The 23724-nt window shown below is 56.4% G+C and carries 12 protein-coding genes; 8 read left to right on the plus strand and 4 right to left on the minus strand.

The features are described 5' to 3' along the window. Positions 1–172 precede the first annotated feature (172 nt). A complete protein-coding gene (locus tag LOC70_RS18460; RefSeq protein ID WP_390889056.1) occupies positions 173–538 on the plus strand; it encodes a hypothetical protein in 366 nt (121 codons plus the stop codon). A gap of 63 nt (positions 539–601) precedes the next feature. On the opposite strand, the gene LOC70_RS18465 is transcribed toward LOC70_RS18460, so the two are convergent. After that, entirely contained in the window at positions 602–2887 is a 2286-nt protein-coding gene (locus LOC70_RS18465) for an AMP-binding protein (RefSeq protein WP_230255460.1), read from the minus strand. 262 nt (positions 2888–3149) lie between these two features. On the opposite strand from LOC70_RS18465, the gene LOC70_RS18470 reads away from it, so the two are divergent. Next, positions 3150–3896 carry a YceH family protein gene (locus LOC70_RS18470; protein ID WP_230255461.1) on the plus strand — a complete coding sequence of 249 codons (747 nt, stop codon included), beginning with the start codon at positions 3150–3152 and terminating at the stop codon, positions 3894–3896. A gap of 30 nt (positions 3897–3926) precedes the next feature. Here LOC70_RS18470 and LOC70_RS18475 read toward each other — a convergent pair whose 3' ends face one another. Beyond that, positions 3927–5255 carry an SHD1 domain-containing protein gene (locus tag LOC70_RS18475; protein WP_230255462.1) on the minus strand — a complete coding sequence of 443 codons (1329 nt, stop codon included), beginning with the start codon at positions 5253–5255 and terminating at the stop codon, positions 3927–3929. Positions 5256–5441: 186 nt separating this feature from the next. Continuing rightward, a complete protein-coding gene (locus LOC70_RS18480; protein ID WP_230255463.1) occupies positions 5442–5798 on the minus strand; it encodes a hypothetical protein in 357 nt (118 codons plus the stop codon). Positions 5799–6049: 251 nt separating this feature from the next. Between LOC70_RS18480 and hpt the strand changes: the two genes are divergently transcribed. Genes hpt through LOC70_RS18495 form a run of 3 tightly spaced genes read left to right on the plus strand, consistent with a single transcriptional unit; the run spans position 6050 to position 8972 of the window. Then, positions 6050–6583 carry a hypoxanthine phosphoribosyltransferase gene (hpt, locus tag LOC70_RS18485; protein WP_230255464.1) on the plus strand — a complete coding sequence of 178 codons (534 nt, stop codon included), beginning with the start codon at positions 6050–6052 and terminating at the stop codon, positions 6581–6583. Positions 6584–6585: 2 nt separating this feature from the next. Further along, positions 6586–7869 carry a glycosyltransferase gene (locus LOC70_RS18490; protein ID WP_230255465.1) on the plus strand — a complete coding sequence of 428 codons (1284 nt, stop codon included), beginning with the start codon at positions 6586–6588 and terminating at the stop codon, positions 7867–7869. After that, positions 7866–8972, plus strand: coding sequence for a glycosyltransferase family 4 protein (locus tag LOC70_RS18495; protein ID WP_230255466.1), 1107 nt, complete (start codon positions 7866–7868; stop codon positions 8970–8972). The genes LOC70_RS18490 and LOC70_RS18495 overlap by 4 nt, the downstream gene beginning before the upstream one ends. Before the next feature lie 77 nt (positions 8973–9049). On the opposite strand, the gene LOC70_RS18500 is transcribed toward LOC70_RS18495, so the two are convergent. After that, on the minus strand, positions 9050–10072 hold the full coding sequence (locus LOC70_RS18500) for an alpha/beta fold hydrolase (protein WP_315857317.1): 1023 nt from the start codon (positions 10070–10072) through the stop codon (positions 9050–9052). Between the two features lie 476 nt (positions 10073–10548). Between LOC70_RS18500 and LOC70_RS18505 the strand changes: the two genes are divergently transcribed. Genes LOC70_RS18505 through rarD form a run of 3 tightly spaced genes read left to right on the plus strand, consistent with a single transcriptional unit; the run spans position 10549 to position 23706 of the window. Continuing rightward, on the plus strand, positions 10549–11712 hold the full coding sequence (locus LOC70_RS18505) for an ABC transporter permease (RefSeq protein WP_315857318.1): 1164 nt from the start codon (positions 10549–10551) through the stop codon (positions 11710–11712). Positions 11713–11747: 35 nt separating this feature from the next. Beyond that, positions 11748–22769 carry a non-ribosomal peptide synthetase/type I polyketide synthase gene (locus LOC70_RS18510; RefSeq protein WP_230255469.1) on the plus strand — a complete coding sequence of 3674 codons (11022 nt, stop codon included), beginning with the start codon at positions 11748–11750 and terminating at the stop codon, positions 22767–22769. Further along, entirely contained in the window at positions 22762–23706 is a 945-nt protein-coding gene (rarD, locus tag LOC70_RS18515; RefSeq protein WP_230255470.1) for an EamA family transporter RarD, read from the plus strand. The genes LOC70_RS18510 and rarD overlap by 8 nt, the downstream gene beginning before the upstream one ends. Positions 23707–23724 lie beyond the last annotated feature (18 nt).

The raw sequence follows: 23724 nt of genomic DNA on the forward strand, positions 1-23724 counted from the left end.
CAGACGAATTGATTGAACGCTCTGTGCAAGTTTTGTGCGGAGCGTTTCTTTTTTGCGTTTGAGGTGAGTCGGGGTGGGTGAACCCAATGGTCATCCCGATGTGAATCGTTTTTAACTGATGCAGATCTCATGAAGAGCGATGGTCCGATTGTGCCATCGATTCAAAAATGCAATGATTCTGGCGGCCATTGCGCATGACTTCCTCCCTTCAGGTACCGCCTTGACTGCTCAAAGCTATCAACGAAACGATTGGGTGATCTATCGGAAGCAGAAGAGCAGTGTCTCTCCTGGTCCGCGAGCCTCGGATGTGCACGCCGCCGGGAAAGGCAACACCTATCGTTACGTTGTCGAAAAGTACTGGGTGGTGGAAGAGGTTGCTTCGGACAACAAGCTGAAGCTGTGTACTCGCCGCGGGAAGCGACATTTGGTCGACGCGGATGATCCGTCGTTGAGGAAAGCGCGTTGGTGGGAGCGAATGCTTTACCGGGGGCGTTTCGAGGCGATCGATTTGAGTTCGCCAGTCGCTCAGGAAGATTGAGCGGTCGTTCTGCAGAACGTTGACGTTTGCAATCGTTGTTGTCCGGTGGAACCGGACCTACGGTCAGCATTTCGCGAGCGTGAGTTCTTGGGCCAAGTCTTTGGAACCCTTCAAATCGAGCTTGCCGGTACCGAGAAGCGGAATTTGTTCCACTTCGTAAAAGCTGTCGGCCGATGGAATGAAGAGATTCGGCAAACCGGCTTCCTTCAAACCTTCGCGAAGTGTTTCGGGGGTTTGCTCGGTTGGCAGATGCAACACGATGATGCGTTCGCCTTTGCGTTCACAAGGCACAGCGGTCACGCAGACTCGAAGTTGATCATCGTCATCACCTTCACTGAGCAATTTGCCCAGTTCTTCCTCAATGCGAACGTGCGGTACCATCTCGCCACCGATCTTTGAGAATCGGCTGAGGCGACCGGTGATATGCAAGAATCCATTATCATCAATGTGAGCGATGTCCCCGGTGCTATACCATCCGTCGATCACTGCTTCGCGAGTTTGTTCTTCGCGGTTTGCATAGCCGCGCATCACGTTGGGACCGGTGACGAGCAACATGCCGTCCTCGCCCGCTTGAAGTTCCGTGCCGTCATCCGGCGACACGATCTTGGCGGAGATGCCTGGTAGCGGTCGACCGACGCTGCCTTCCATTCGATCGGGTTGATGCTTGGCAGCGGAACGCGAGGGAGGAATGTTCACGCTGACCAAGGGACTCATCTCCGTGGTTCCGTAGCCTTCCACCGGGCGGACACCAAAACGTTTTTCGAAGGCATCGAAAAGGTCCGCGGGCATTTTTTCGGCACCCACCACCGCGACATCCAGGGTTTTGAATTGTTCAGGCGTGATGCGGCGCAAGTAGCCTCGCATGAACGTCGGTGTTCCCAGCAACACGGTGGCTTTGTACTTCTCAGCCAGCTTGCCAATCTGTTTGGAATCCAGCGGGTTGAAGTGATAGACACCCGCGGGCCCGAGAGTCTGTGCAGCCCACAAAGTGACCGAGTAACCGAAGGAATGAAAGAATGGCAGGATGCCAATCACAACGTCTTCTGAGTTGAGGCGTATGGCTCGGTTCACCGCGTCGACATTGTGACTGACGTTGGCGTTGGAAAGCTGCACGCCTTTGGGCATGCCGGTGGAACCGCTGGTGAAGATGACTGTCAGCAGGTCATCGCTCTTGACTTTGTGAAGCCCGAGCATCCATTCCAAAATGGATTTGGGGACAACCGTTGCTTGTAAAAAGGCGATTACCTTATCCGCCAAGCTGACTTTTTCTTTGAGCTTATCGAGAGAAACGACTTCCGCATCCAATTCAATGTCCAGTTTCTCCATGAAGCGATCGCTGGTCAGCACGTGCTGAATGCCGAGATCATTGATGCAGTGATTCATCACGTCGCTGCTGACCGTGTAGTTCAGGTTGGCACTCACGCGGCGATCAGCGGCCAGAGCAACATTGACCGCGACCGCACCGACGCTGGGTGGAAGCAAAACGCCGACAAATTGTTCTTCGTTCGAGAACACTTCACGACGCAAGCACCGACGCAACGCGAGCGTTCGGATCAAGAGTGTACGTCCGGAAGCTTCCGTTCCCAGCGTGTCCGCGGCTTGCAAACGTCCGCCACGCCGGCGCCAAGCACGCAGGACTTGGCGTGCCAAGACTGGAAATTCGCGGCGGTGATCGATCTGAGCTTTTGAGCCGAGAGCTTGCACACGACAGCGAACGGTGGAGATCGGCGTGTCGACTGGCAAAGGTTCACCGACATACAAGGTAATGGTGCGGCGAAATTTGTTCGGCCATTTCCAGAAGTATTTGCCGCCGGAGAAACTGAAAACGCTTCCCCACATGCCCTCCAAGTGAACCGGCAAAATTTTTGCGTCGGTGTTTTTCAGCATCTTGCCCATGCCGGGGCGGAAGGCTTGCAACTGACCGGTTCGCGTGATGGTGCCTTCGGGGAATAGCCCAATCACGTCGCCGTTGTTCAGTCCTTCGCGAGCGTCCCGAATGGCTCGGCCAATCGATTTGGGGCCGCCCATCATGAAGATGGTGTCGAAGGCTCTGCCCAGGTAGCCAACGATCTTGCTGGTGAAATTGCCACCATCGACCACGAAGCGAACGTTTCGTGGCAGGGCCCAAAGGATCAAGATTCCATCGATCCAAGACACGTGATTGCTGACCAACAGACAGCCACCTTCCGCGGGAAGGTTCTCCAATCCGACAACACGTTTGCGATACAGTATTGCCAGAACCGGCCGAAATAGACCGCGAACGAAAAGTCGTGGAGCGAAGACCGCCAAGCCAATCGCGACTGTCAGAAGAGCGACGAGGACCAGAAGAATGATTTGAAATGTGTTCACCGTTTGCGGCTCCGCCCACACTAGTTCTTAAACGCAATTTCACATGGGACGTCGCAAATGCCGGCCGACCCAACGCATGATGATACGGTTTAGAGCCCAGCAACGAGAGAGTGACTCGCGGAAAATGAACGTTGCTGCCAAGAAGTCGCGGAAAAGTTACCATGCAACGTTCCCGTCGCCGCGATGAAGCATGGTTTGCGAATTCGTGGCTATCCCCACCGGATCAACCGCTCACATCTGTCTCGCGGTGAATCCCACGTGAATGAATTGGATCGGTCTGCAACAAGAAGGAGATGCAATGAATCAGCCCAATGACGAAAACGAATCCGCCTCCCCACAGCCTTTGTCGGCCATCGCGCGAAGGTGTTTGGGTGTGTTGGTCGAAAAGGCGAAAACCACTCCGGACGGTTATCCGTTGTCACTGGCGGGATTGATTACCGGCTGCAACCAAAAATCGAATCGTTCGCCGCAGATGCAGGTGGATGAATCCGACGCGCTGTCCGCGATCGATGAGTTGCGGTCGGCGGGAGCAGCACGCGAAGTTCAGGGCAACGGCCGGGTCACCAAGTATCGACACGCTGCGTACGAGTGGCTTGGGGTGGACAGTCCCGGCGCGGCGATCATGACCGAATTGATGTTGAGGGGACCTCAAACGGCGGGCGAATTGCGTTCGCGGGCATCGCGCATGCACAAGTTCGATGATTTGGAGACGCTGAAGACAGAGCTGGACGAGTTGATCGAAAAGGGATTGGTTGAATCGTTGACGCCGCCCGGTCGCGGTCAAACCTTTGCCCACTGTTTGTACACGCCACAGGAACGGTTGTACTTGGTGGACAAAATTCAAAAGCAGGATGCGGCGAGCACCGGTTCCAGCCCCGCGAGTTCGTCCGAAACACCCAAGGCCAAGGCGGCCAACGATGACCGCATCGAAAAGATCCAAGATCGATTGGATTCCGTGACCGCGAAGCTCGAGGCGTTGGAAAAGCGGTTGGAGTTTTTGGAGTCCTGACGAACGAGTCGGCTCGGTTGACGTCCTTCGCTATTCGAATGGGTTCTCTTCGATCTCCGTTTCCTGCCATTCTCGGACAAATTCGCGATCTTTGACGCTGAGTTTGTCCAGCGGGACCGAAAGTTCTTTTCCGTCTTCGCGAAGCAATTGAACCTTGCCGTCTTCGACTCCGACCATTTTGGCACGGACCGAGAATTGTCCTTTGGCACTGGTCCAAGTGCGTTCGGCGACGGCAATGCTTTTTGCCGGGCGTTCCGGCGTTGAGGCTGTTGGCTTTTCTCGAACGGAAGGCGTGCTGGTTGGGACGAACGCTTTCGTGCGAGCCGTCAGCACGACGCTGGCGCCGGCGGGACGCATGAACAAGTGAAGTTCGTTGCCAATCGTTTTCGCGAAAGGATGATCCAGCCGGTAACTGCGACTTCGCCAGCGATTGAACAAATCATCGGCCTCACGAAAATCCTGTGGGAATTCGGCTCTTCGTCCGGTGAGTGATTGAACAGTGCCCTTGAGTGCGTGAGCGGTGATCATGTCCCCGTTCAATGCGTAGACCAGTTTCTGAGACACATCGGGAATGACCAGCTCGCCAAGTTCATCGCCGATCGGCATCAGCGGGGTTCCACCGAACACTATGTTCCCGCCCATCCAGTAGCCGCCCGCATTGACCTGGTAAATGAAAGGAGTACTCGACGTGCCACCACCAAACAGCTTGCGGGCGTTGCGACCCGCTTGAAGCAGATTCTGGCCGCTATACACGGAGATGCCTCCGCCGGGACTCAAGTTGAACGACTGCTGCGTGAGCAGAAACTGGCCGTCATGGCTGGCTGTGACCAAAGAGGCTTCCAGGAACTGCTGGAACGCGCCACTGTTCAGGTTCACAACGTAATTGACCGTGTCTTGATAGGATGCTGAACCGCCTTCTCCGTGACAGGTGACAAAGACGAAGTCCCGAAATGCCTTTCCGCGAGGGGCGGACATGTACTTGATGCCCTTCTTGGGTAGCGGAATGACTTTCGTCGCGTTCCACTCAGCCCCTCGCCTCACGAAGACGTGAATGTTGCCCGCCACTTCATTCGCCACCGCAACCGTGTTGCCGCGAGCCAGCACCGATCGCGGCGACGGGGTGTCGATCGTGGATTCAACCTGTCCGGCCGCAACGTCATACACCGAAACCATGTTGTCGCCGGTGTGTGACAGATACAACCAGTCACCCTCGTCCGACATCTCCATCAGAGAAACCGGGTAATCGACGTTCAGTGGAACAAATCTGACCGTTTCGTCCGAGAGAACCGTTTGTTGGCAGAATCCTTGCGTGGCACAAACAAGCAAGAACGTCGCGGTCAATAAGATTGTTTTCAGCACAGCTAGCCGAGTCGAGTGGGATGGGGGCGGTCGTGAGCCAAGTCCCATCTGCGTCACGCGGGCCGGAACACGAAGCCAATAGCAAGCTTCCACGAACCACATGCTGCTCACTGCGACGCGTCACACCGGATGAGAAGACTCCAGAGGGGACGCGATAGTGTAATTCGATTCGACGAGCGGCGTGAATCAAGCCGCGCGGCGAAGTGGTGTCGGCGACTCGGTTTGCGTGCCGGTTTGCGAGTCGGAATGCGAAGTTTGGAACTGAGCCTCCATGTCCGACGATGACAGCGTCGCGACGACGGAACCTTCGGCATTTTGGATCTTCAGTTCGTCTTCTTCGGTGAACCAAATCGCGGAGGCGTTTTCGGTTCGGAATCGGCGTCCTCGATAAAATCCGTCGCAGATGAAGACGGATTCGCTCCACGGTGCCGCATCCGTTTCGGGGCGAATTTGGATCGTTTCACGGATTTCCGTGTCGTTTTCCTGTTTCAACCACGCTTGAAAGCAGTGGCGAGCCCGAGCCAATTTTTGCGAAGGCGTCATGTGTCTATTCGATCCACCGTTGATAAGGCAAAATGGGCGGCCGACGAAGACAGCCCAATCCATTCATTCGGACCTTCCCGGTCCAATCATCGGTGGAGGTTCCCGTCGCCTCATGGGCAACTCGATCGGCAAATACGACCGGGTTTGCCTATCTTTCGGTTTGGGGCTTCGTTGTGATCGGTGGGCATTCTCGTGTGCTTACCCTTTTGGCAACATTCGATTTCTCCCTCTCATTGATTCATTGACCCGCCATGCGAACGCTGATTGACGAATCCCAGCTCGATGACGGAGTTTCAAAGCTCGCCCACGAAATCGATTCTCACTACGGAGAAAAACCGATCACGGTGGTCGCGGTCATGACCGGATCCCTAGTGCTCTTCGCCGACCTGATTCGACGGTTGTCGATGCCTCAGCGAGTCGGTGTGATTCACGCGTCGAGCTACCGAGGCGGGACGCAGGCCGGCAAATTGGAAATCGATTCGAAGATGCTGATTGATGTTCAGCAGCGCGACGTGTTGTTGGTCGACGACATCTACGACACGGGGGCAACGCTGACCAAATTGAGCGAAGCGATCACGGAGATGGGGGCGTCCAGCGTTTCGACAGCGGTCTTGTTGCGAAAGCAGCGTCCTGAGCAAATCGGACCAAGACCGGATTTTGTCGCGTTTGAAATTCCGGATGAATTTGTGGTGGGTTACGGTTTGGACTACCTCGATATGTATCGCAATCTGCCATTCATCGGTGTCTTGGAACCAGATGAGATTGAAGCGACTGCACGCCAGTGACCATGACTCGAGTGATGTTGGTCGCTCGGCACTTTTGGCCGCATTGCTCGGGGCGACATGAATCGGCGGCGGCTGCCATGCAGCTTTCCCAGCAATGGGCGGATTGGGGAATGCAGGTGGAGGTGGTCACGACGCGCCATGGAAACGGGTGGCCAACCGAAATCACGTTGGGCAATGTCAAGGTCCACCGAATCGCGGCGGCACCCCGCGGCGATTGGTCGACGCAGCGATACATCCGCCATCTGGGCAATTGGTTGGTGGAGCAGGCTCCACGCTTGGATGCCATCGTTTGTCATCAAGTCCGTGAGGAGTGTCGGGCGGTTGCGAACGCCATCCATTCGGTCGGGGGCGATGAACATGACGTAGAGACAATTTCCTCCGGTCGAGGATCGTTGGCAGCACGAGTGCCATTGGGCATGGCTATTTGCGGCGGCTGGGGCGAGGACTCTGACGAGCGTTGGTGTCTTGATACGCGTAGCGGACGTCGCGTGCTGCAAGCGTGCAATTCGCTGGATCGCGTCGTGACGGAGCATGCAAAGACAGATCGCTTCTTGGTTTCTCATGGGGTGAAAGCGGATTTGTTGCAACGACGACCGTTTGGATTTGAACGCCCCAAGTCCGTCAGTGACGATCAGCGTTTGTTGGCGAGGCGAAGCTTGCAGGCAATCAATCTGGATCTGGCGACGGATTTTGATTCCAAGGTACTGCTCTGGTGCGGACCCATGACCGGGCGAGCGACCTCCGAAAGCGGCTTGGGAGCATTGGTGCAGAGTGCTCGGTTTCTTGCTGCAAGAGAACCTGATCTTCGCATTTGGATTCTGGGCGATGGCAAGCTTCGCGATTGGGCACATTCTGAACTGAGAGCCGAAGGGGTTCGCAGCGTCGTCGCGTTGCCGGGGTCGTTTTCGGATATGACGGAAGTCTGGCAGGCGAGCGATGCGGTGGTGTTGAACGAAGATTCGCAGCTTCGCTCCGCATTCCCTTCCGCTCTCACGGCGGCGCTGCCGGTCATTGTCGCTCGGCGCTCGGCGTCGGAGGACTACTTGAACGCTTTGTTTGATGAGACAATTTTGCAGTCCTTGGCTTGGTACGATCCGGCTAAACCCAGTACGCTTCGCAAGGCATTTCGTTCCATTTGGGAAGACATGGATGCGGCGAAGCAGCACGCGATGGAGTTGGCAAAGGACTTGGCTGGTCGGCATCCAATGGATCGCGAATTGGCGTTTTGGAGATCTTTGTTTCAGCCTGGAATTGATTCCACCGGCCCCCACTCGAAAGCCTCATGAAGATTGCTTTGGTCATACCCACCATGGATCGTGGTGGAGCTGAAAAACAGGTGGTGCTGCTGGCGATCGGTTTGAAGGAAGCCGGGCATGACGTGCGAGTGATCTTGCTGACGCGCGACGGACCTCGCAGCGAGGGGTTGCGACGTGCCGGCGTGCCAGTGATTTTAATTGGCAAACGATTCAAATTAGATCCGACGGCACTCGCACGTCTGAAAGCAACGCTCACCGAGTTTGCACCCGAGGTTGTGCACACTTGGCTATTCGCCGCCAACAGTTTCGGTCGCGTCGCGGCAAAATGGGCTGGCGTTCCGGTGATCATCGCCAGCGAGCGGTGCGTGGATCCATGGAAAACGGCTTGGCATTTTCGAATCGATCGACGTTTGCAACGTTGGAGCAACGCGATCACGACCAACAGTTCGGGTGTGAAAGACTTCTACGTTGCCAATGGATTGGATCCAGAGAAGTTCGTCGTCATTCCCAACGGAGTGGAGTTGCCACCGGCAGACTCTGTTCAAATTGACCGAGCCGAGGTGTATCAGCGACTCGAAATTCCTGAAGGCCGCAAGCTGATTTTCGCGGTCGGCCGATTGTGGCCGCAGAAACGAATTCGAGATCTGATCTGGGCGGGCGAGTTGCTGGCCACCGCGCGTGGCGACACAACCTTGGTCGTGTTTGGGGATGGACCACAGCGAGATGAGCTGGTCCGCCACCGCGACGCCGTGTCAGCACCGATGCACGTTCGATTTGCGGGCCAGCGAGACGACATTGCGGAGCTACTGTCGCACGCCGATCAATTTTGGAATGCCAGTGAGTACGAAGGGCAAAGCAATGCAGTGATCGAAGCGATGCTGGCAAACGTGCCGGTGATCGCATCGGACATCCCGGGGAACCAAGATTTAGTTTCTGATGGAGAAACGGGATGGTTGTTTCCGGTGGGTGACGAAGCCGCGCTCGTGCGATTGAGCATGGCGGCTTTCAATGACCCCGAAAACGCTGGACGGGTTGCGTCGAGCGCTCGGGATCGTATCCAGTCCGAATTCACTTTACAGAAGATGGTCCAGCGTCACATCGAGCTGTACCAGCGATTGAGTTCGAACGTTTAGTTTCGAAAGCATCGGATCGGATCGGTTAATGCGGTCGCCGAACGATTACCACCAGGGCACGAGCGGATTGCTTGCGCTCATTGCTTCTGGTCGTGCAGGCAATCGGGGTCTCGGGGGGATGGTGTCCCGACCTCGTCGACCGGATGGGTGAACAGATATCGCCAAACCGCTTCGTGTTTGAATTCTCCCGTTTTCGGATCTTTGTAGGCCGAACCACCGGGCTGGACGCTGCTGTGAGCCCGACGAGCATCCCCGTTGACGTCAAAATCCGTGATCAAACGCCGTGTGTTTTTGTAGGGCGGCGAGACCTCGTCGACGTTGACGATGGGGCCAAACTCGTTCAAACCCAACATCTCCCAACTTCGACAGTAATGGTCGTCGACCCAGCCTCCGTCGAGCACATGAGAGAACGCAAAGTAGCGGTTGGCAGGAGTGGCGGATGGAAGCGATTGCCAGCTTTGGTATTGGTCACGAGGACCGCAGAGGGCAACCACCCGAGCCACGCGTTGATGCTTGGCAAATCGGGAGGCTGTGGTGGAACCATGTGAGCTACCGGCCACGATGACTTTGTCCCAATTCAGATCGGTTCCTTCCGCGTTCAGGAATTGTTCCCAGTTTCCGGGCGAGTTCTTCTTTGCAAGCCAACGGACAAATTGAAACGCTCGTTCCGCCATCCCGTCTGGTTTGGCCAGGTCGACCTCGTCACTGAAGTCCTCTCCCGTGGCTGCTTCCAAACGGAGGTCGCCACGACAGGTCGCCGGCACAGGTTTTTGCTGACAACAAATGCTGAACCACTTGTTGGCGTAGTGGACGCGAATGGCGTGCAATCCGTAGTCGCCCAAGCGATCGAACAACCGCGAGTTGTGCCCCATCAACCAAATCACCAATTGGCCTCGGGCTGGCACGTTGGGGTTGAACATTGCTTGTTGTTGATCGGCAGGCTTTCCTTTGGCGTCGTCGATCAAAAAGTTGATCTCGGGATACGCTTTGACACGCGGATCGATTTCGGAGGCCCGTGCGGTGATCTGAAATCGTTCGGCGTTGCCGCCTTTTTCGGCTGATTTCTTGGTTTGAGCGTTGACGATGGAAGGGAAGAGCATCGTCGCCGTCAGAAACGCAATCGTGGGAAGTTGAAAGGCGTATGCCTTCCCATTGGATGGACTGGCGGGTGGCGTGAAGGCAAACAACAGCGACTGGCGGCGGGGTGTGAAACTCGGCATCGAATCTCTTGAGGGGGAAATGAGGTGGGAAGTGGGGAGGGGACGAAAGCCGTCGTCACTACGATAGCTCAATTCGCGTTGGGTTTTCGGATCTCCTGGTGGGGTGGTACCTTTTACCAAATGAAACGTGCGATTTTGGGCGGCTGTCAGATTGACCGTTTGGTCCCGTCGCCGGGGTTCTCAGTGAACCGAAATTGCCACCCATTCGACGTCATCCATTCAGCAGTCGATATGTCCGACCGTGAAACGCATTCCCCGTGGAAGACTCGGCTGTTCGGCTCGCCAACGGTCGGCGTTGCCGCGCGGCGACTTGCCAGCCAAACCGCGGCGCAACGAAATCATTTCTGGGGAATTCTTTGACTTACTTCGGATTCGTACTGAAGGGCCTGATGCGGCGACCGCTGCGCACGGGATTGACGTTGATGGCGTTGGCCACCGCGATCGGTTCGGTGATGGCTCTGTCCGGCGTCGCCGAAGGTTTCACGGAATCGTTTCGCGGCGTTTATGAATCCCACCGAGTGGATGTGGTGGTATCCAGAGAAGGTTCCGCGGACCGGTTGAGCAGTTCTTTGGAAGAGAGCTATGTCGCTCAGGTCACTTCGGTCGAAGGAGTCGCCCATGCGGCCGGGGTTTTGCTGGAGACACTGTCGGCGGAGGAACAACAGGTTTACGGCATCCCCGCGATGGGAATGCGGACCGACTCTTGGTTGTTCACGGACTATGCGATGCCAGATCGGGAGCAGATCGACGTCTCCGCGACGGCAGGCGAACATGATGGAGAAGCGAAACATGCCGGCGAGGTTTTCCTTGGCGAAAATCTTGCGAAACGATTGGATGTCTCGATGGGAGAAACGTTGGCCTTGTTCGATGAACCGTACTTGGTGGCGGGAGTCTTTCAGAGTGGCAGCGTTTGGGAAAACGGGTCGATGATTCTTCCGCTCTCACAACTGCAACAATTGACTGGCCGTGATGGGCAGATCACCTACATCAACGTGTTGGTCAACGAAAGCATCGATGCCTCTCAGGTGCAGTCGGTGGTTCACAGGATCCAACAAGTCGACGCGAAACTGTTGCCGTTGGCGACGGACGAATTTGTACGCTCGGACACGCGGATGCAGTTGGCCGGCGCGATGGCATGGATGACGTCCACCATCGCATTGTTGGTCGGCGCGATCGGCACGTTGAACACGATGATGATGAGCGTTTTGGAACGGACCGGTGAGATCGGCATCCTGCGTGCCATCGGCTGGCCGGCCAAGCGAATCGCGGGAGTAATTCTTTGCGAGTCGGTGATACTCGCTTTGTTGGCCTCGCTGATTGGCGGGATTGGGGCGGCGCTGTTGTTGCAATTGTTGGCGACTAGCGACGCCACAGCAGGAATGTTGCAACCGACCATGGCGGCCAACGTTTGGCTGCGGGGCATCGTGGTTGGTTTGGGGATTGGAATACTCGGAGCGTCGTTGCCAATTTGGCGAGCATCGCAAATGCGACCGACCGACGCGCTTCGCCACCACGGATAGCGGAATCCATTCGCGGTGAGCGGATGACCAAGCAAATGAAACTTTCGAAGATAGGGATTGGCGTGAGAAACGAACCACTTGCCGTCGTCGGCATCGGTTGTCGGTTTCCCGGGGATGCAAATGACCCCACCGCATTTTGGGATTTGTTGGCGTCAGGAACCGATGCCATCTCGCGAACTCCCGCCGACCGATGGAACCTGCAGAAGTTTTATCGGCCCGATATTTCGCTGCCGGGAAAAACTCAGAGCCAGTGGGGCGGGTACGTGTCCGGGATTGATCAGTTCGATCCTGCGCTGTTTGGGATTTCTCCCCGCGAAGCAGCAGCGATGGACCCGCAACAACGGATGCTGTTGGAGGTGGCCTATCGAGCGATGGAAGACAGCGGAACGCCGACTCACGACTTGGCGGGGCGCCCGGTGGCTGTCTTCACCGGAATCAGCAGCATTGACTATGCCGTTGCGAGTTTGAGTTTTGAAGACCGTGGTGAATTGGGGCCGTACACCAATACCGGTTCCTCCAGCAGCATCGCCGCCAATCGCATCTCATACTGTTTTGATTTGCGCGGGCCCAGTGTAGCGGTCGACACGGCGTGTTCGTCGTCGTTGGTTGCGCTGCATATGGCTTGTCAAGCGATCTGGAATGGCGAGGCGGAAGTCGCGTTGGCGGGAGGCGTGAATGCGTTACTCATGCCAGATTACTATGTTGCATTCAGTCAGCTGGGTGTGTTGTCACCCGATGGTCGTTGCAAGACGTTTGATGCGCGAGCCAACGGCTACGCTCGCAGTGAAGGTGCCGGCGCGGTCTTAATCAAACCGCTGTCGGAGGCGCAGCGGTCGGGCGATCGGATTTACTGCGTGATTCGAGCCACCGCTCTGAACCAAGACGGGCGGACTCCCGGATTGACGGTGCCAAGCGGCGAGCAACAGGAACGATTGGTGAGGCGAACCTGTGAACTAGCCGGTGTCGATCCCGGCGAAGTTCAATACTTCGAGGCTCACGGCACCGGGACATCGGTGGGCGACCCGATCGAGGCGGGAGCACTCGCACGCGTGATTGCTTCCGGGACGACACATCGTGACAACCCGTGCCGTGTCGGATCGGTCAAAACCAATATCGGGCACCTCGAAGCCGGGGCTGGGATCGCGAGTTTGATCAAGGTCGCTTTGGCGATGCATCATGAGGCCATCCCACCGCACTTGCATCTGCAAGACGTGAACCCGGAGATCGATCTTGGCGGTTGGAACCTGCACGTGCCGACCGATTTGGAACCTTGGAAAGCAGAGGGCTCCACACGAATCGCGGGAATCAACGGGTTCGGCTACGGCGGTGCCAATGGACACCTGATCGTGGAAGAGGCTCCACGAAAATCATCCAGCCGAACCTGCCAAGGCAATTGCTCCAGCGATGCTTTGCGAAATGGTGAAGGTCATAGTGCTTCGGTCGCGAATGAAACTGATTCGCAGTCAGATTCAATTCGACGAACGCGGCAGTTTGTTTTTCCGATCTCGGCAACCGATCGCAAATCGCTCTCGGAAGTTGCTTCTGCCTGGCAGCATTGGGCGAGCGCGGACGCGGAGTCACAGTGCGACGAGAAGTTGGTGGCTGGTTCAGCGATGGCGATGCATCACCGTACCCACCACGATCTGCGAACCTTGGTTTTCGGAACGGACGCCGCGTCGTTGCAGGATGAGTGGCGTCAGTTGGCTGCCAACCTGAACGACGGAGGCGAACCACATCCAAAACACCGACTACCGGCTGAAACCCGTGACAAAGGCGTGGTGTTCCTTTGTTGTGGCCAGGGGCCGCAGTGGTGGGCGATGGGGCGAGGTTTGTATCGCGACTATGCAGTTTTCGCTGAATGCATTCAAAGGATTGATCGCGAATTTCAACAGCATGCACCGACGTGGTCGCTGATCGAAGAACTGCATCGCGATGCCGAATCCACGCGAATGAATCGCACATCGATTGCTCAGCCGGCATTGTTTGCGATCCAAGTTGCTCAAGCCGCGATGTGGCAGTCCGTCGGCGTGAAGCCGAGTTTGATCATTGGACACAGTGTTGGTGAGATTGCGGCGGCGCATCTGTCCGGCGGATTGTCGTTCGAGGACGCTTGCTGTGTCGCCATTCATCGAGGCCGGACGATGGACCTAGCCACCAGCCGTGGTTCGATGATCGCGGTTGGATTGACGGAGGCGGAAGCCAAGCAACGCATCGCGAATCTCGCCGAAGTCGATGCCGAGATGCCATCGACCGTTGCCATCGCAGCGGTCAACGGTCCCGCGTCGATCACGCTGTCGGGCGATAGCGATGCCGTGGAGCGATTGGCGGTCGCCATTGAAGCGGACGGGATTTTCTGTCGGCGTTTGGCGGTGGAGTACGCATTCCATAGTCCGCAGATGGAACCCGTACGAGAGGAATTGTTGCGTTCATTGCAGCACGTGCAAACTCAACCGTTGCACACGCCAATGGTGTCCACCGTCACCGGCCGAAGGATCGAACAGGGCGAATCACTCGGCGGAGATTACTGGTGGACGAACGTGCGTCAGGGAGTTCGTTTCGCCGACGCGATCATGCATGCGTCGGAGGAAGGATTCGGAATTGGAATCGAGTTGGGGCCGCATCCCGTGCTGGCCTTTGCCACGACGGAATGTTACGGCCACACCGACCAAGATATCCAACTGATTGCCACGGCTCGCAGGGCGAAAGAAGAACCGGCCACGGAATCGGAGTTGTTTGATTCGGATGAATCGCAGTGGTTGGCGGGGCTTCGGGATCTCTATGCCTTCGGTTTGGATTTGGACTGGGAGGGCTTGGTCTCGAAGAACGCACCTCGAACCGATGTTCCGCTGTACCCCATGCAACGCCAAACGCTGTGGGCAGAGTCCGAACAATCCAAGCGATCCAGATTGATGACGACGGTGCATCCGTTGTTGGGTGACATGGATCCATCTGCCGATCCCGTTTTTCGTTCACGAGTTGACGCCGACAATCAAGCGTACTTGCACGACCATCGCGTCCGAAGTGCCGCGATGTTTCCCGCCGCCGCTGGGATTGAAATGGCTTTGTCCGCGAATTGGACGGAAGCGGTACGGGCCAGCGAAACGTCGGGTGATCCAGTGCCGACGCAGCTTCGGTTGCAGCGACTGCAGCTTTTGAATCCGATGATTCTGGACGAGGCGACGGCCTATCGATTGGAAACGTCGATGGCCAGTGACCGGCGAGAAATCGAGATTCGTTTCAGCGAAACGGACAGCGATCATTGGACTCCGTTGGTTGCCAGCACTCACGCAACACCCGCACCGATTGATGATGCAAAGAAACAAACTGCGTTGTCAGACGGACGCTTGCGATGCGACCAAGTCTTTGATTCCGAGGCATGCTATCAGTACTGCCAATCCATTGGATTGAATTACGGTCCGGCGTTTCAAGGAATCCGTGAAGGTGTGCGGCGTGATGGTGAGTCGATCGCGGTTGTTCAATTACCGAGCAACGTTCAAACGCCAGCGTTCAAAGCGGAAGCAGCTTTGCACTTGATACACCCTGCGGTCTTGGACAGTTGTTTTCATGCAATGGTCGTCTGCGACCCACAGTTTGGACGCTCGCCCGGTGGATTGTATCTGCCGCATGAAATTGAAAACGTGCAAATTGATCTCGATGCTCTTTCCACCATCGATTCGGCACTGATTGGATGTAACGTTCCCTTGACGGTGCATGCCAAGATTCGTTTGAAAACAGATCATCGTTTGTTGGCGGACCTGGACCTCTATCTGCAAGACGGCACTCATTTCGCATCGATCATTGGGTTTGAGAGTCGCCGAGTCGGAGCGGAGAGCGAGCAGACCACTCGTGATTTGTTGTATCGCTATCGTTGGGAGGACACGACGGACGAATCCGACTCGATCGCAACTGATGATTTGAATGAGCGACGTGTCGTGTTTGCTCCCGCGGACTTGGCGGATGAACTGGTTCGCGGATGGGAGATGAAGCGAGAAGACTTCGTTTGGGTGCATCCGATCCAGGATCCGGCTCAGCAGGGCGAGCAGTTCGTTGGCGAGCGTTCTTTGGAACAAACCTGTTATTGGGTGGACGCTGATGATCCGGCTTCGTTTGACCGACTTTGGGCCGAACTGGGATTGGAAGCATCGCAGGAGCCATGGCATCTGATTTATCTTTGGGCGATCGACGCCCCCGATCCGTTGACGCTGGAAACGTTGTCACCCGCTGAAGCGAATGCGGCCATTCGCGAGAGCACCTTGCTGACGACGCGAGCGCCACTTCACATGGTTCAAAGTTGGGAGAAGCTGACCGAACGCCCCAAGACGCGAATGACGATGGTCACGTTGGGGGCGCAGTCGGCGAACGAATCCACCGAACCGGTTTCGGCGATTCAGATGCCGTTGATTGGAATCGGGCGAGTGATCGTGAGCGAGATCGGCTCGTTGCAGACTCGTTTGGTGGATTGCGATCCGGATGCCAGTTGGCCTTTGCAAGGGTTGGCGGCGGAGTGGCGACGCAATGATGCGGAAGATGAAGTGATGCTGCGTGCGTCTCGGCGTTATGTGCACCGCTTTGTTCCCGACACACAACGTGAAATGGTTTGGGGGGAGATGACTCGTGGTGACGCTCCGCCGAAGCAATCTACCTACCGTTTAGTAAAGGGGAACGCGTCGGGCGTCGACGAGTTACGGCATCAAGCATTCGGCCGCAGTGAGCCGTCCGAGAATCAAGTTGAGATCGAAGTCGCCGGTGCTGGATTGAACTTCAGCGACGTGATGAAAGTCTTGGACCTATATCCCGGTCTCCCGCCGGGGCCTGTGGCGTTGGGTGCGGAAGTCAGCGGAGTGGTGACCGCCGTCGGATGCAATGTCCACGAATTCGCGGTCGGCGATTCCGTCATCGCGGTCGCGCCGGGAGGATTTGCATCGCACGTCTTGGTTCACGAGGCGTTGGTGGCGAAGTCTCCGTCCAATGTGGATTTGGTGGATGCTTCCGCGATTCCGGTCGCTTGGTTGACCGCGGACCACGCGATGAACACGTGCGCTCGGTTGCGAGAGGGCGAATCGATTTTGGTGCATGCGGCCAGCGGCGGTGTTGGCTTGGCGGCGATCGAGGTGGCTCAAGAATTGAAGGTCGAAGTATTCGCGACGGCGGGCAGCGATCTGAAGCGGGATCATGTTCGGTCGATGGGCGTGAAGCACGTTCATGATTCGCGGTCGCTGAACTTTGTCTCTGAAATTCAACAACTGACGTCGGAACGAGGCGACTCGGGAATCGACGCCATTCTGAACTCATTGCCAGGAGAAGCCATTCCGGCTGGTTTGGGATTGTTGCGAATCGGCGGTCGCTTCCTTGAAATTGGGAAGCGAGACATTTATTCCGATCAATCTCTCGGAATGTATCCACTGCGGAACAACTTGGCTTTGTTTGCAATCGATCTGGATCAATTGTTCCAGCATCACCCGGTGTCCATGGGCGAGCGATTGCGAGAAATCGTGCGTAAGTTCGAGGAGGGAGTTTATCGAGGCCACTCGCCGAAACGGTTTGAAGCCTCCGATGCATCATCCGCGTTCCGCTTCATGCAACAAGCCAAACACATCGGCAAGGTGGTCGTCGATTACAGCCAACCACCCAGACGTGTTCGCGCGCGTGAGGACGCAACCTACGAATTCCGTCAGGACGGCACGTATTGGTTAGCCGGCGGTCTGGGCGGATTTGGTTTGCGTATCGCCGATTGGATGTCGGAATCCGGAGCCGGCACTTTGGTGCTGAGTGGTCGCAGCCAAACCATTCGCGATGCGGCGCTGCCGGTGATCGAGCGAATGAAAGAACGCGGAACCAACATCATTGTGCGGCCGTGCGACATCGCCGAACCTGACGACGTTCAGCGAACGTTGGACTTCATCGATGAGGAGCTTCCGCCACTGCGAGGTGTCTTGCACACCGCAATGGTTTTGGAAGACAAGATGATGGTGGATCTGGATCGCGAAACGTTGGATCGGGTGCTGTGGCCTAAGGTGCTGGGAGGATGGAACCTGCACCAGGCAACTCGCGATCGGGTGCTGGACCAATTCGTGTTGTTCTCGTCACTTTCCAGCGTGTTTGGTCATGCGGGGCAAGCGAACTATTCGGCGGCGAATGCTTTGTTGGATGGTCTGGCTCACCACCGAAGAGCATGTGGTTTGCCAGCGACGGTGATCAACTGGGGGCACCTTGGTGAGGTCGGCTATCTGGCCGAGCGCGAAGAATTGAGCGAGCGTTTGCGGCGTCAGGGAGTGCTCGACTTCTCGGCGTCCGAGGCAACTGAATGCTTGGCGAGAACACTTCATCGTGGAGCGACCCAGTGCAGCGTCCTGCGGATGGATTGGTCCCGGTGGCGCGGGTTGGGATTGACGAAAGATGTCTCGCCGCGGTTCGCCCACCTGATTCGCGGCGGTGGCGAAGCCGAACAAGCCGTGAATGGGGATTCGCTGCGCGAGTTGCCTTCCGCCGAACGAGAGCAATGTTTGTTCGAAGTGGTTTCGGTCAAGCTTGCTTCCTTGCTAGGGGGCAATGTTGCGGAATTGGATGCTGACCGACCCATGTTGGAAATGGGATTGGATTCGTTGATGGCCGTGGAGCTGCGGAACTGGATCGAAGGCCAATTGCGAATGAAGTTGCAGATTGGCGCTTTGATGCGGGGATCGAATTTGCGTTCTCTTGTCGCGACGCTGAATGAAACTTTGGCAGCTGAAGTGGGCGAAAGCGGTGCTTCGTCTGGTGGTGGTTTGTCGATTGCTGAAGAGATTGTGGATGATCCATCGATGCAGGATCGTTCTCGCTATCCCATGTCCGATCAACAAACGGGGTTGTGGTATGCGTTTCGGCGGAATCGCAACGGGACCGCCTTCAATGTGTTCTTGCCAACTCGTCTGCGTTCGCCACTTGATGTTGATGCGTTGCAACGCTGCATCGAAAGCGTGGTGCAACGTCACCCGGCTTTACGCACGACCTTCACCGACGCGGCGGGTGACCTGCAGCAGATCGTGCATGAAACATTAAAACCCGAATTTAAGGTCGAGGATTGGTCCGGCCGCATCGAATCGGGAAATGAAGAGCCGTTGTTGCATGCGGTGATCGCGGAAACTCAACGGCCGTTCGACTTGCAAAATGGACCGATGATGCGGATTCGTGTCTTCCGTTTGGCGGACGACGATTGGGTCGTGGTGGCGACGACGCACCATATCGTGGTGGACTTCTGGTCGCTGATTCTAATTTTGGGTGAGATTCGTCAGGTGTACCCGCAAATGTTGGCGGGCAACGAACTGCAGTTCCTGCCACCGGAGCGAGACTACTTCGATTTGGTGGCTCGTCAACGTCAACTCCTGGTCTCCAAGCGAGGCGAGGATCTGAAGGGATACTGGACCAAGACGTTGGCGGATGTGCCGAAGGTTTTGGAAGTGCCCACCGACCGAATTCGTCCCAGCAACTTCACGCAAGCGGCAAATGTGATGGGGATCGCGTGTGCAGAAAGTGTTGGGGCTGCGATCAATCGAGTTGCGAAGCAGGCACAGGTGACTTCGTCCTCCGTCGTGATGGCGGCATTGCAGGTGATGCTGCACCGGGCCACTGGCCAGGAAAAGTTTGTCATCGGCAGCCCATTCGCGGGACGCACGCATTCGGATTTGGAAGACACCGTCGGCTTTTTCGTCAACATGCTGCCGTTGGTGGCTGATGTTTCGGGCAACCCGAGTTTCTTGGAATTGGTTCAGCGAGCAGGGGATCGGTTGGTCGATTCCATGCAACATGAAGAGTACCCGTTTGCACAAATCGTGCGTGACGTGGATCCGCCTCGCGACACGGGGCGAAGCCCGTTGATCCAAGTTTCATGCACCTTTGAAAAGGCTCATGTGCGTGAAGAAGAAGGCCGCGCGGGGTATCTGTTTCCATCTGCTTCACAGGTCAAGGACATTGGTGGATTGCGTCAGGAAGCGTTCCCCGTTCCGCATCAAACGTGTCATTACGATTTGGAGTTCATCTTCGAGATGACGGGCGATCACCTCGACGGGATGATCGTTTACTGCCGTGATTTGTACGAAGCGGACACGATGCAGGCGATGTCCGAGCAATTCGTTGCCCTGCTTCAACAGCTGGTTTCTTCACCAGAGCAGACCATCGATTCGGTTGTTTGGAACATGGCTTCCGAAGAATCGGTTGCCGACGACCACTCATCCAATGGCTCAGCAGCCGACCGGTTGTCGACGCTGAACGAACTGATCGATCGCGGGGCGAAGCGACGAAAGGAAGGGGATGGAGTGGACGTCGTCCAAGAAGAAGTCGAGGAACGGATTGCTGCAGCAGATCCTCGGCGTCCGTTTAATCGTTTGTTCCGATCACCCAAGCTGAAACCCGCCAGCCCGTCACTCTCAAAATCCAGGCAAAGCTTCGTCGCCGGTACTCCAGCGGCACGTGATCAGATCGCGACGGCCTTGCGAGAAAACCAAGTTGTCCAAGGGGAATTTGTTCCTGTGTTGGCACAGCCTGGTCAACGTGCGATGGATTTGGTGCTGGCCTTGCAAAAGATCGGAGCGGTTCCCGTACCACTGGATGCGACGCGGCCTTCTGTTTTATTGGAACAGGTGTTGAGCCAAACTGCGGCCACACGGGTCTTGGTCGATGGATTGGGAGCGAACAACATTCCAAGTGTAGCGAAGGTTCTGTCATGGGATGATCTGACAGAAACGGATGTTACCTCGGGAACGGTGTCCCGTCGAAACGGGGCGCAAGGCAATGGTGAAATGAATCCAGGCGTGTCGCCGGGCGATCCCGCCTATGTGATCTACACCTCCGGAACGACGGGAACGCCGAAAGGTGTGGTGGTTTCTCACGGAGCGATTGCAAACACGCTCGCCTGGCGAGGCCGGATCACCCCGCTCACAAATTCTGATCGCGTCTTGATGCCTCTGTCGCATCAATTCGACGCAGGATTGGGGATGACGCTGTTTGCCTATTCGCAGGGAGCCGAAGTTGTTTGGCCGGAGGCGGGCACCGTGGCTGACATTGACGCCATGATCGACCTGATCATTCGAGATAAGATCACGGTGCTGGTGGGAGTGCCATCGTGGATTGATTTGGTGGCGTCGCATCGCAAGTTTGCGTCCTGCCATTCGCTTCGACACATTTGGATTGGTGGCGAAGCGATGCCTGAAGGTTTGCCCCGTTTGATCCGTCGCAGCAGCGAGGCCCAAATTTGGAATTGCTATGGCCCAACGGAGGCCGCCGTCGAGGCGACGGCCTTCCGCGTGGACGATGTGAACTCACGCAGGCGGATCCCCGTGGGCAAACCGGCGGATCACACTGACGTGTTGGTGCTGGACGAGGATCTCAAGCCGATGCCTGCCACGTTTGTCGGCGAATTGGCTTTGGTGGGAGCGGGCTTGGCCGATGGATATCTCGGCGACAAAGAGCTGACCGCGAAAAAGTTCGTTACTTTGGTGGATGGTCGACGAGCCTATTTGACGGGAGACCAGGGGCGTCGGCGAGTCGATGGATTGGTGGAAGTGCTTGGACGCATTGACCGGCAAACCAAGATCGGTGGCTACCGCATTGAGCCAACAGAAATCGAAACGGTCCTCCGTGAGCATCCAGTTGTGAAGCAGGCGGCGGTGGTTCCACACGCGATGGTTGAAACCGCCAATCAGCGGTTGGTCGGGTTCGTTCAGATCGATCCTTCACGTGGTGATGTCCAAACGGTTTGGCCGGATGTGTTGCTATCACTGCAGCATCATTTGGCGGCGCACCTGCCTCCGTACAAACGCCCGGCTCATCTGCAATTGGTCGAAGCATTCGCAATGACGGCCAGTGGGAAAGTTGATCTGAATCGGTTGCCCGCCATTGTTCAGGAGGAAGCCAATCTCCGAACACATCAACCGCCGAGAACCGCGTTGGAACAGTATTTGGCGGACCGTTGGACCGAGGTGCTCGGGATCCATTCGATTGGCGTCAACCAAAGCTTCTTCGAATTTGGTGGGAGTTCGCTTCAGGCGGCGATGTTGACCAATCGCTTGAGCGAGGACTTGGGCGTCGATGTACCTTCATCTTTGCTGTTTGATCTGGCAGACATCTCAGCCATGGCGGAGCGATTGGCGACTTTGTATCCGAACGAGATGCAACGACGCTTTGATGAAGCTTCGGTGCGGATGTACGAAAGCGAGTCGGTCGGCAAGCATCAAGGTGCAAGTGCGTTGCTGGCGCCGTTGAAGGTGACTGGTGACCGCACCCCGTTGTTCATGGTTCACCCACCGGGTGGGATCGTTGTTTGCTATCGAGAGCTTGCGGCTAGCCTTCCCGACGATCAGCCTCTGTACGCGATTCGTTCGCGTGGACTGCATGGAAAAGAATTGCTGCCGCAAACGATGCAACATATGGCGGCGGAGTACGTCGAGGCCGTCCGTTCGGTGCAGCCAACCGGGCCTTACATGATTGGCGGATGGTCGGTCGGTGGGGTCATTGCAATGGAATTGGCTCAGCAACTGATCGCTGACGGTGAGCAGGTCGCTAATTTGGTGTTGTTGGATTCATCGATCCCAAGCGGCGCAAGCGATCTGGTTTCGCCGGAGGACCAGTCCAACGTGGGCTTGGAATACGGGATCGATATGGATCTTGAAGAGTTGCTGCAACTGCCAAGCGAAGAGCAATTGCCGTTCTTGTGGCAGCATGCCGAGAAACTCGGCGTCCTGGACAACAACACGCCCGCCGATGTGGCGGCTCGTGCAATTGATGATTTAAAGACGCTGTTCCATCATCATCTGACTTTGACAACGCAGTACAAGATGCAGCCGATTGAGAGCCGAGTTCTGTTGTATCGCCCGACGGACGTTCCTTTCGAAACGGAAGGAAGTGTGGATCGAGGTTGGTCGCGATTGTCGGAACAAACGGAGGTCATCATGACACCGGGGCATCACCACAGCATGGTGCAGGCTCCGCATGTCAAGCAGTTGGCGCAGTCGATCTACGAGCAGTTGAGTCAGAGTTTAGTGACCAGCCGTTCCGGATCTGGCATGGATCAAACGGGTGGATAAATCCTCGGACCCGTCGCATCGTTTGGAACTTCGCATCGGTTTGGTGTGCGCCATCACGGCTCATACCATGTGGGGGCTGTTTCCGATTTATTGGCGACAGATCGACGGTGCGGATTCGATGGAGTTGGTCTCTCATCGCATTGTGTGGTCGTTTGTCACACTCGGTTTGATTTTGCCGGTGTTGTTGGCCCGCGGGTGGTGGGGAGGATTCGCGGCACTGGGATACCAACTGCGACAGGCTGCCGTCTGGAGGACCTATGTAATCGCGGCGTTGATGATTGCCATCAATTGGTTGGCATTCATTTGGGCTGTCAACAACGACCGAGTGCTCGAAGCATCGCTGGGCTATTACATCAACCCGCTGCTGAATGTCCTGCTGGGCGTGTTGGTCTTGGGTGAACGATTGGACCGAGGTCAATGGATCGCGGTGGCTTTGGCAGCCATTGGTGTATCGGTGATGGCGATCGGAAGTGGCGGACTGCCTTGGGTGTCGGTGGCGATGGCCACCTCGTTTGCAATGTACGGTTTGGTGAAGAAGCGAGCCTCTTTGCCCGTGTTGCTAGGGTTGATGTTCGAGGTCACCGTGCTGTTCATTCCCGCAGCGATCTATCTCGGCTATCGAATTTCCCAAGGGGTATCAACGTTGCAGGTGGGGACTCCCACGGAAGCAACGCTAATTTTGGGAGCAGGTGTCATCACCGTTGCTCCGCTCGCGTTTTTCGCCGCCGCCGTTCAGCGCGTTGACTTATCGCTGATGGGGATCTTGCAGTACATCGGACCGACCCTGCAGTTCATCGTGGGGGCGTTTCTGTTTGAGGAAACGCTGGACCCTTCCCGAAAGCTTGGCTTTGTCTTTGTGTGGGCTGGTCTGGCGACGTTTCTGCTAGCGTCGCAACTTCGGCGTCGCCGCGCGAACCTGGTTGCCGAAGCCAGTTGACTCACTCGCGGCAAAGTC

The organism is Rhodopirellula halodulae (assembly GCF_020966775.1).
In the GTDB taxonomy this organism is placed as follows: domain Bacteria; phylum Planctomycetota; class Planctomycetia; order Pirellulales; family Pirellulaceae; genus Rhodopirellula; species Rhodopirellula halodulae.

Excerpts from the sequence above, each read along its gene's own strand:
- LOC70_RS18460 (WP_390889056.1), top strand. The coding sequence starts at position 173 with ATGATTCTGGCGGCCATTGCGCATGACTTCCTCCCTTCAGGTACCGCC.
- LOC70_RS18470 (WP_230255461.1), top strand. The coding sequence starts at position 3,150 with ATGAATTGGATCGGTCTGCAACAAGAAGGAGATGCAATGAATCAGCCC.
- LOC70_RS18480 (WP_230255463.1), bottom strand. The coding sequence starts at position 5,798 with ATGACGCCTTCGCAAAAATTGGCTCGGGCTCGCCACTGCTTTCAAGCG.
- hpt (WP_230255464.1), top strand. The coding sequence starts at position 6,050 with ATGCGAACGCTGATTGACGAATCCCAGCTCGATGACGGAGTTTCAAAG.
- LOC70_RS18490 (WP_230255465.1), top strand. The coding sequence starts at position 6,586 with ATGACTCGAGTGATGTTGGTCGCTCGGCACTTTTGGCCGCATTGCTCG.
- LOC70_RS18495 (WP_230255466.1), top strand. The coding sequence starts at position 7,866 with ATGAAGATTGCTTTGGTCATACCCACCATGGATCGTGGTGGAGCTGAA.
- LOC70_RS18500 (WP_315857317.1), bottom strand. The coding sequence starts at position 10,072 with ATGCTCTTCCCTTCCATCGTCAACGCTCAAACCAAGAAATCAGCCGAA.
- LOC70_RS18510 (WP_230255469.1), top strand. The coding sequence starts at position 11,748 with ATGAAACTTTCGAAGATAGGGATTGGCGTGAGAAACGAACCACTTGCC.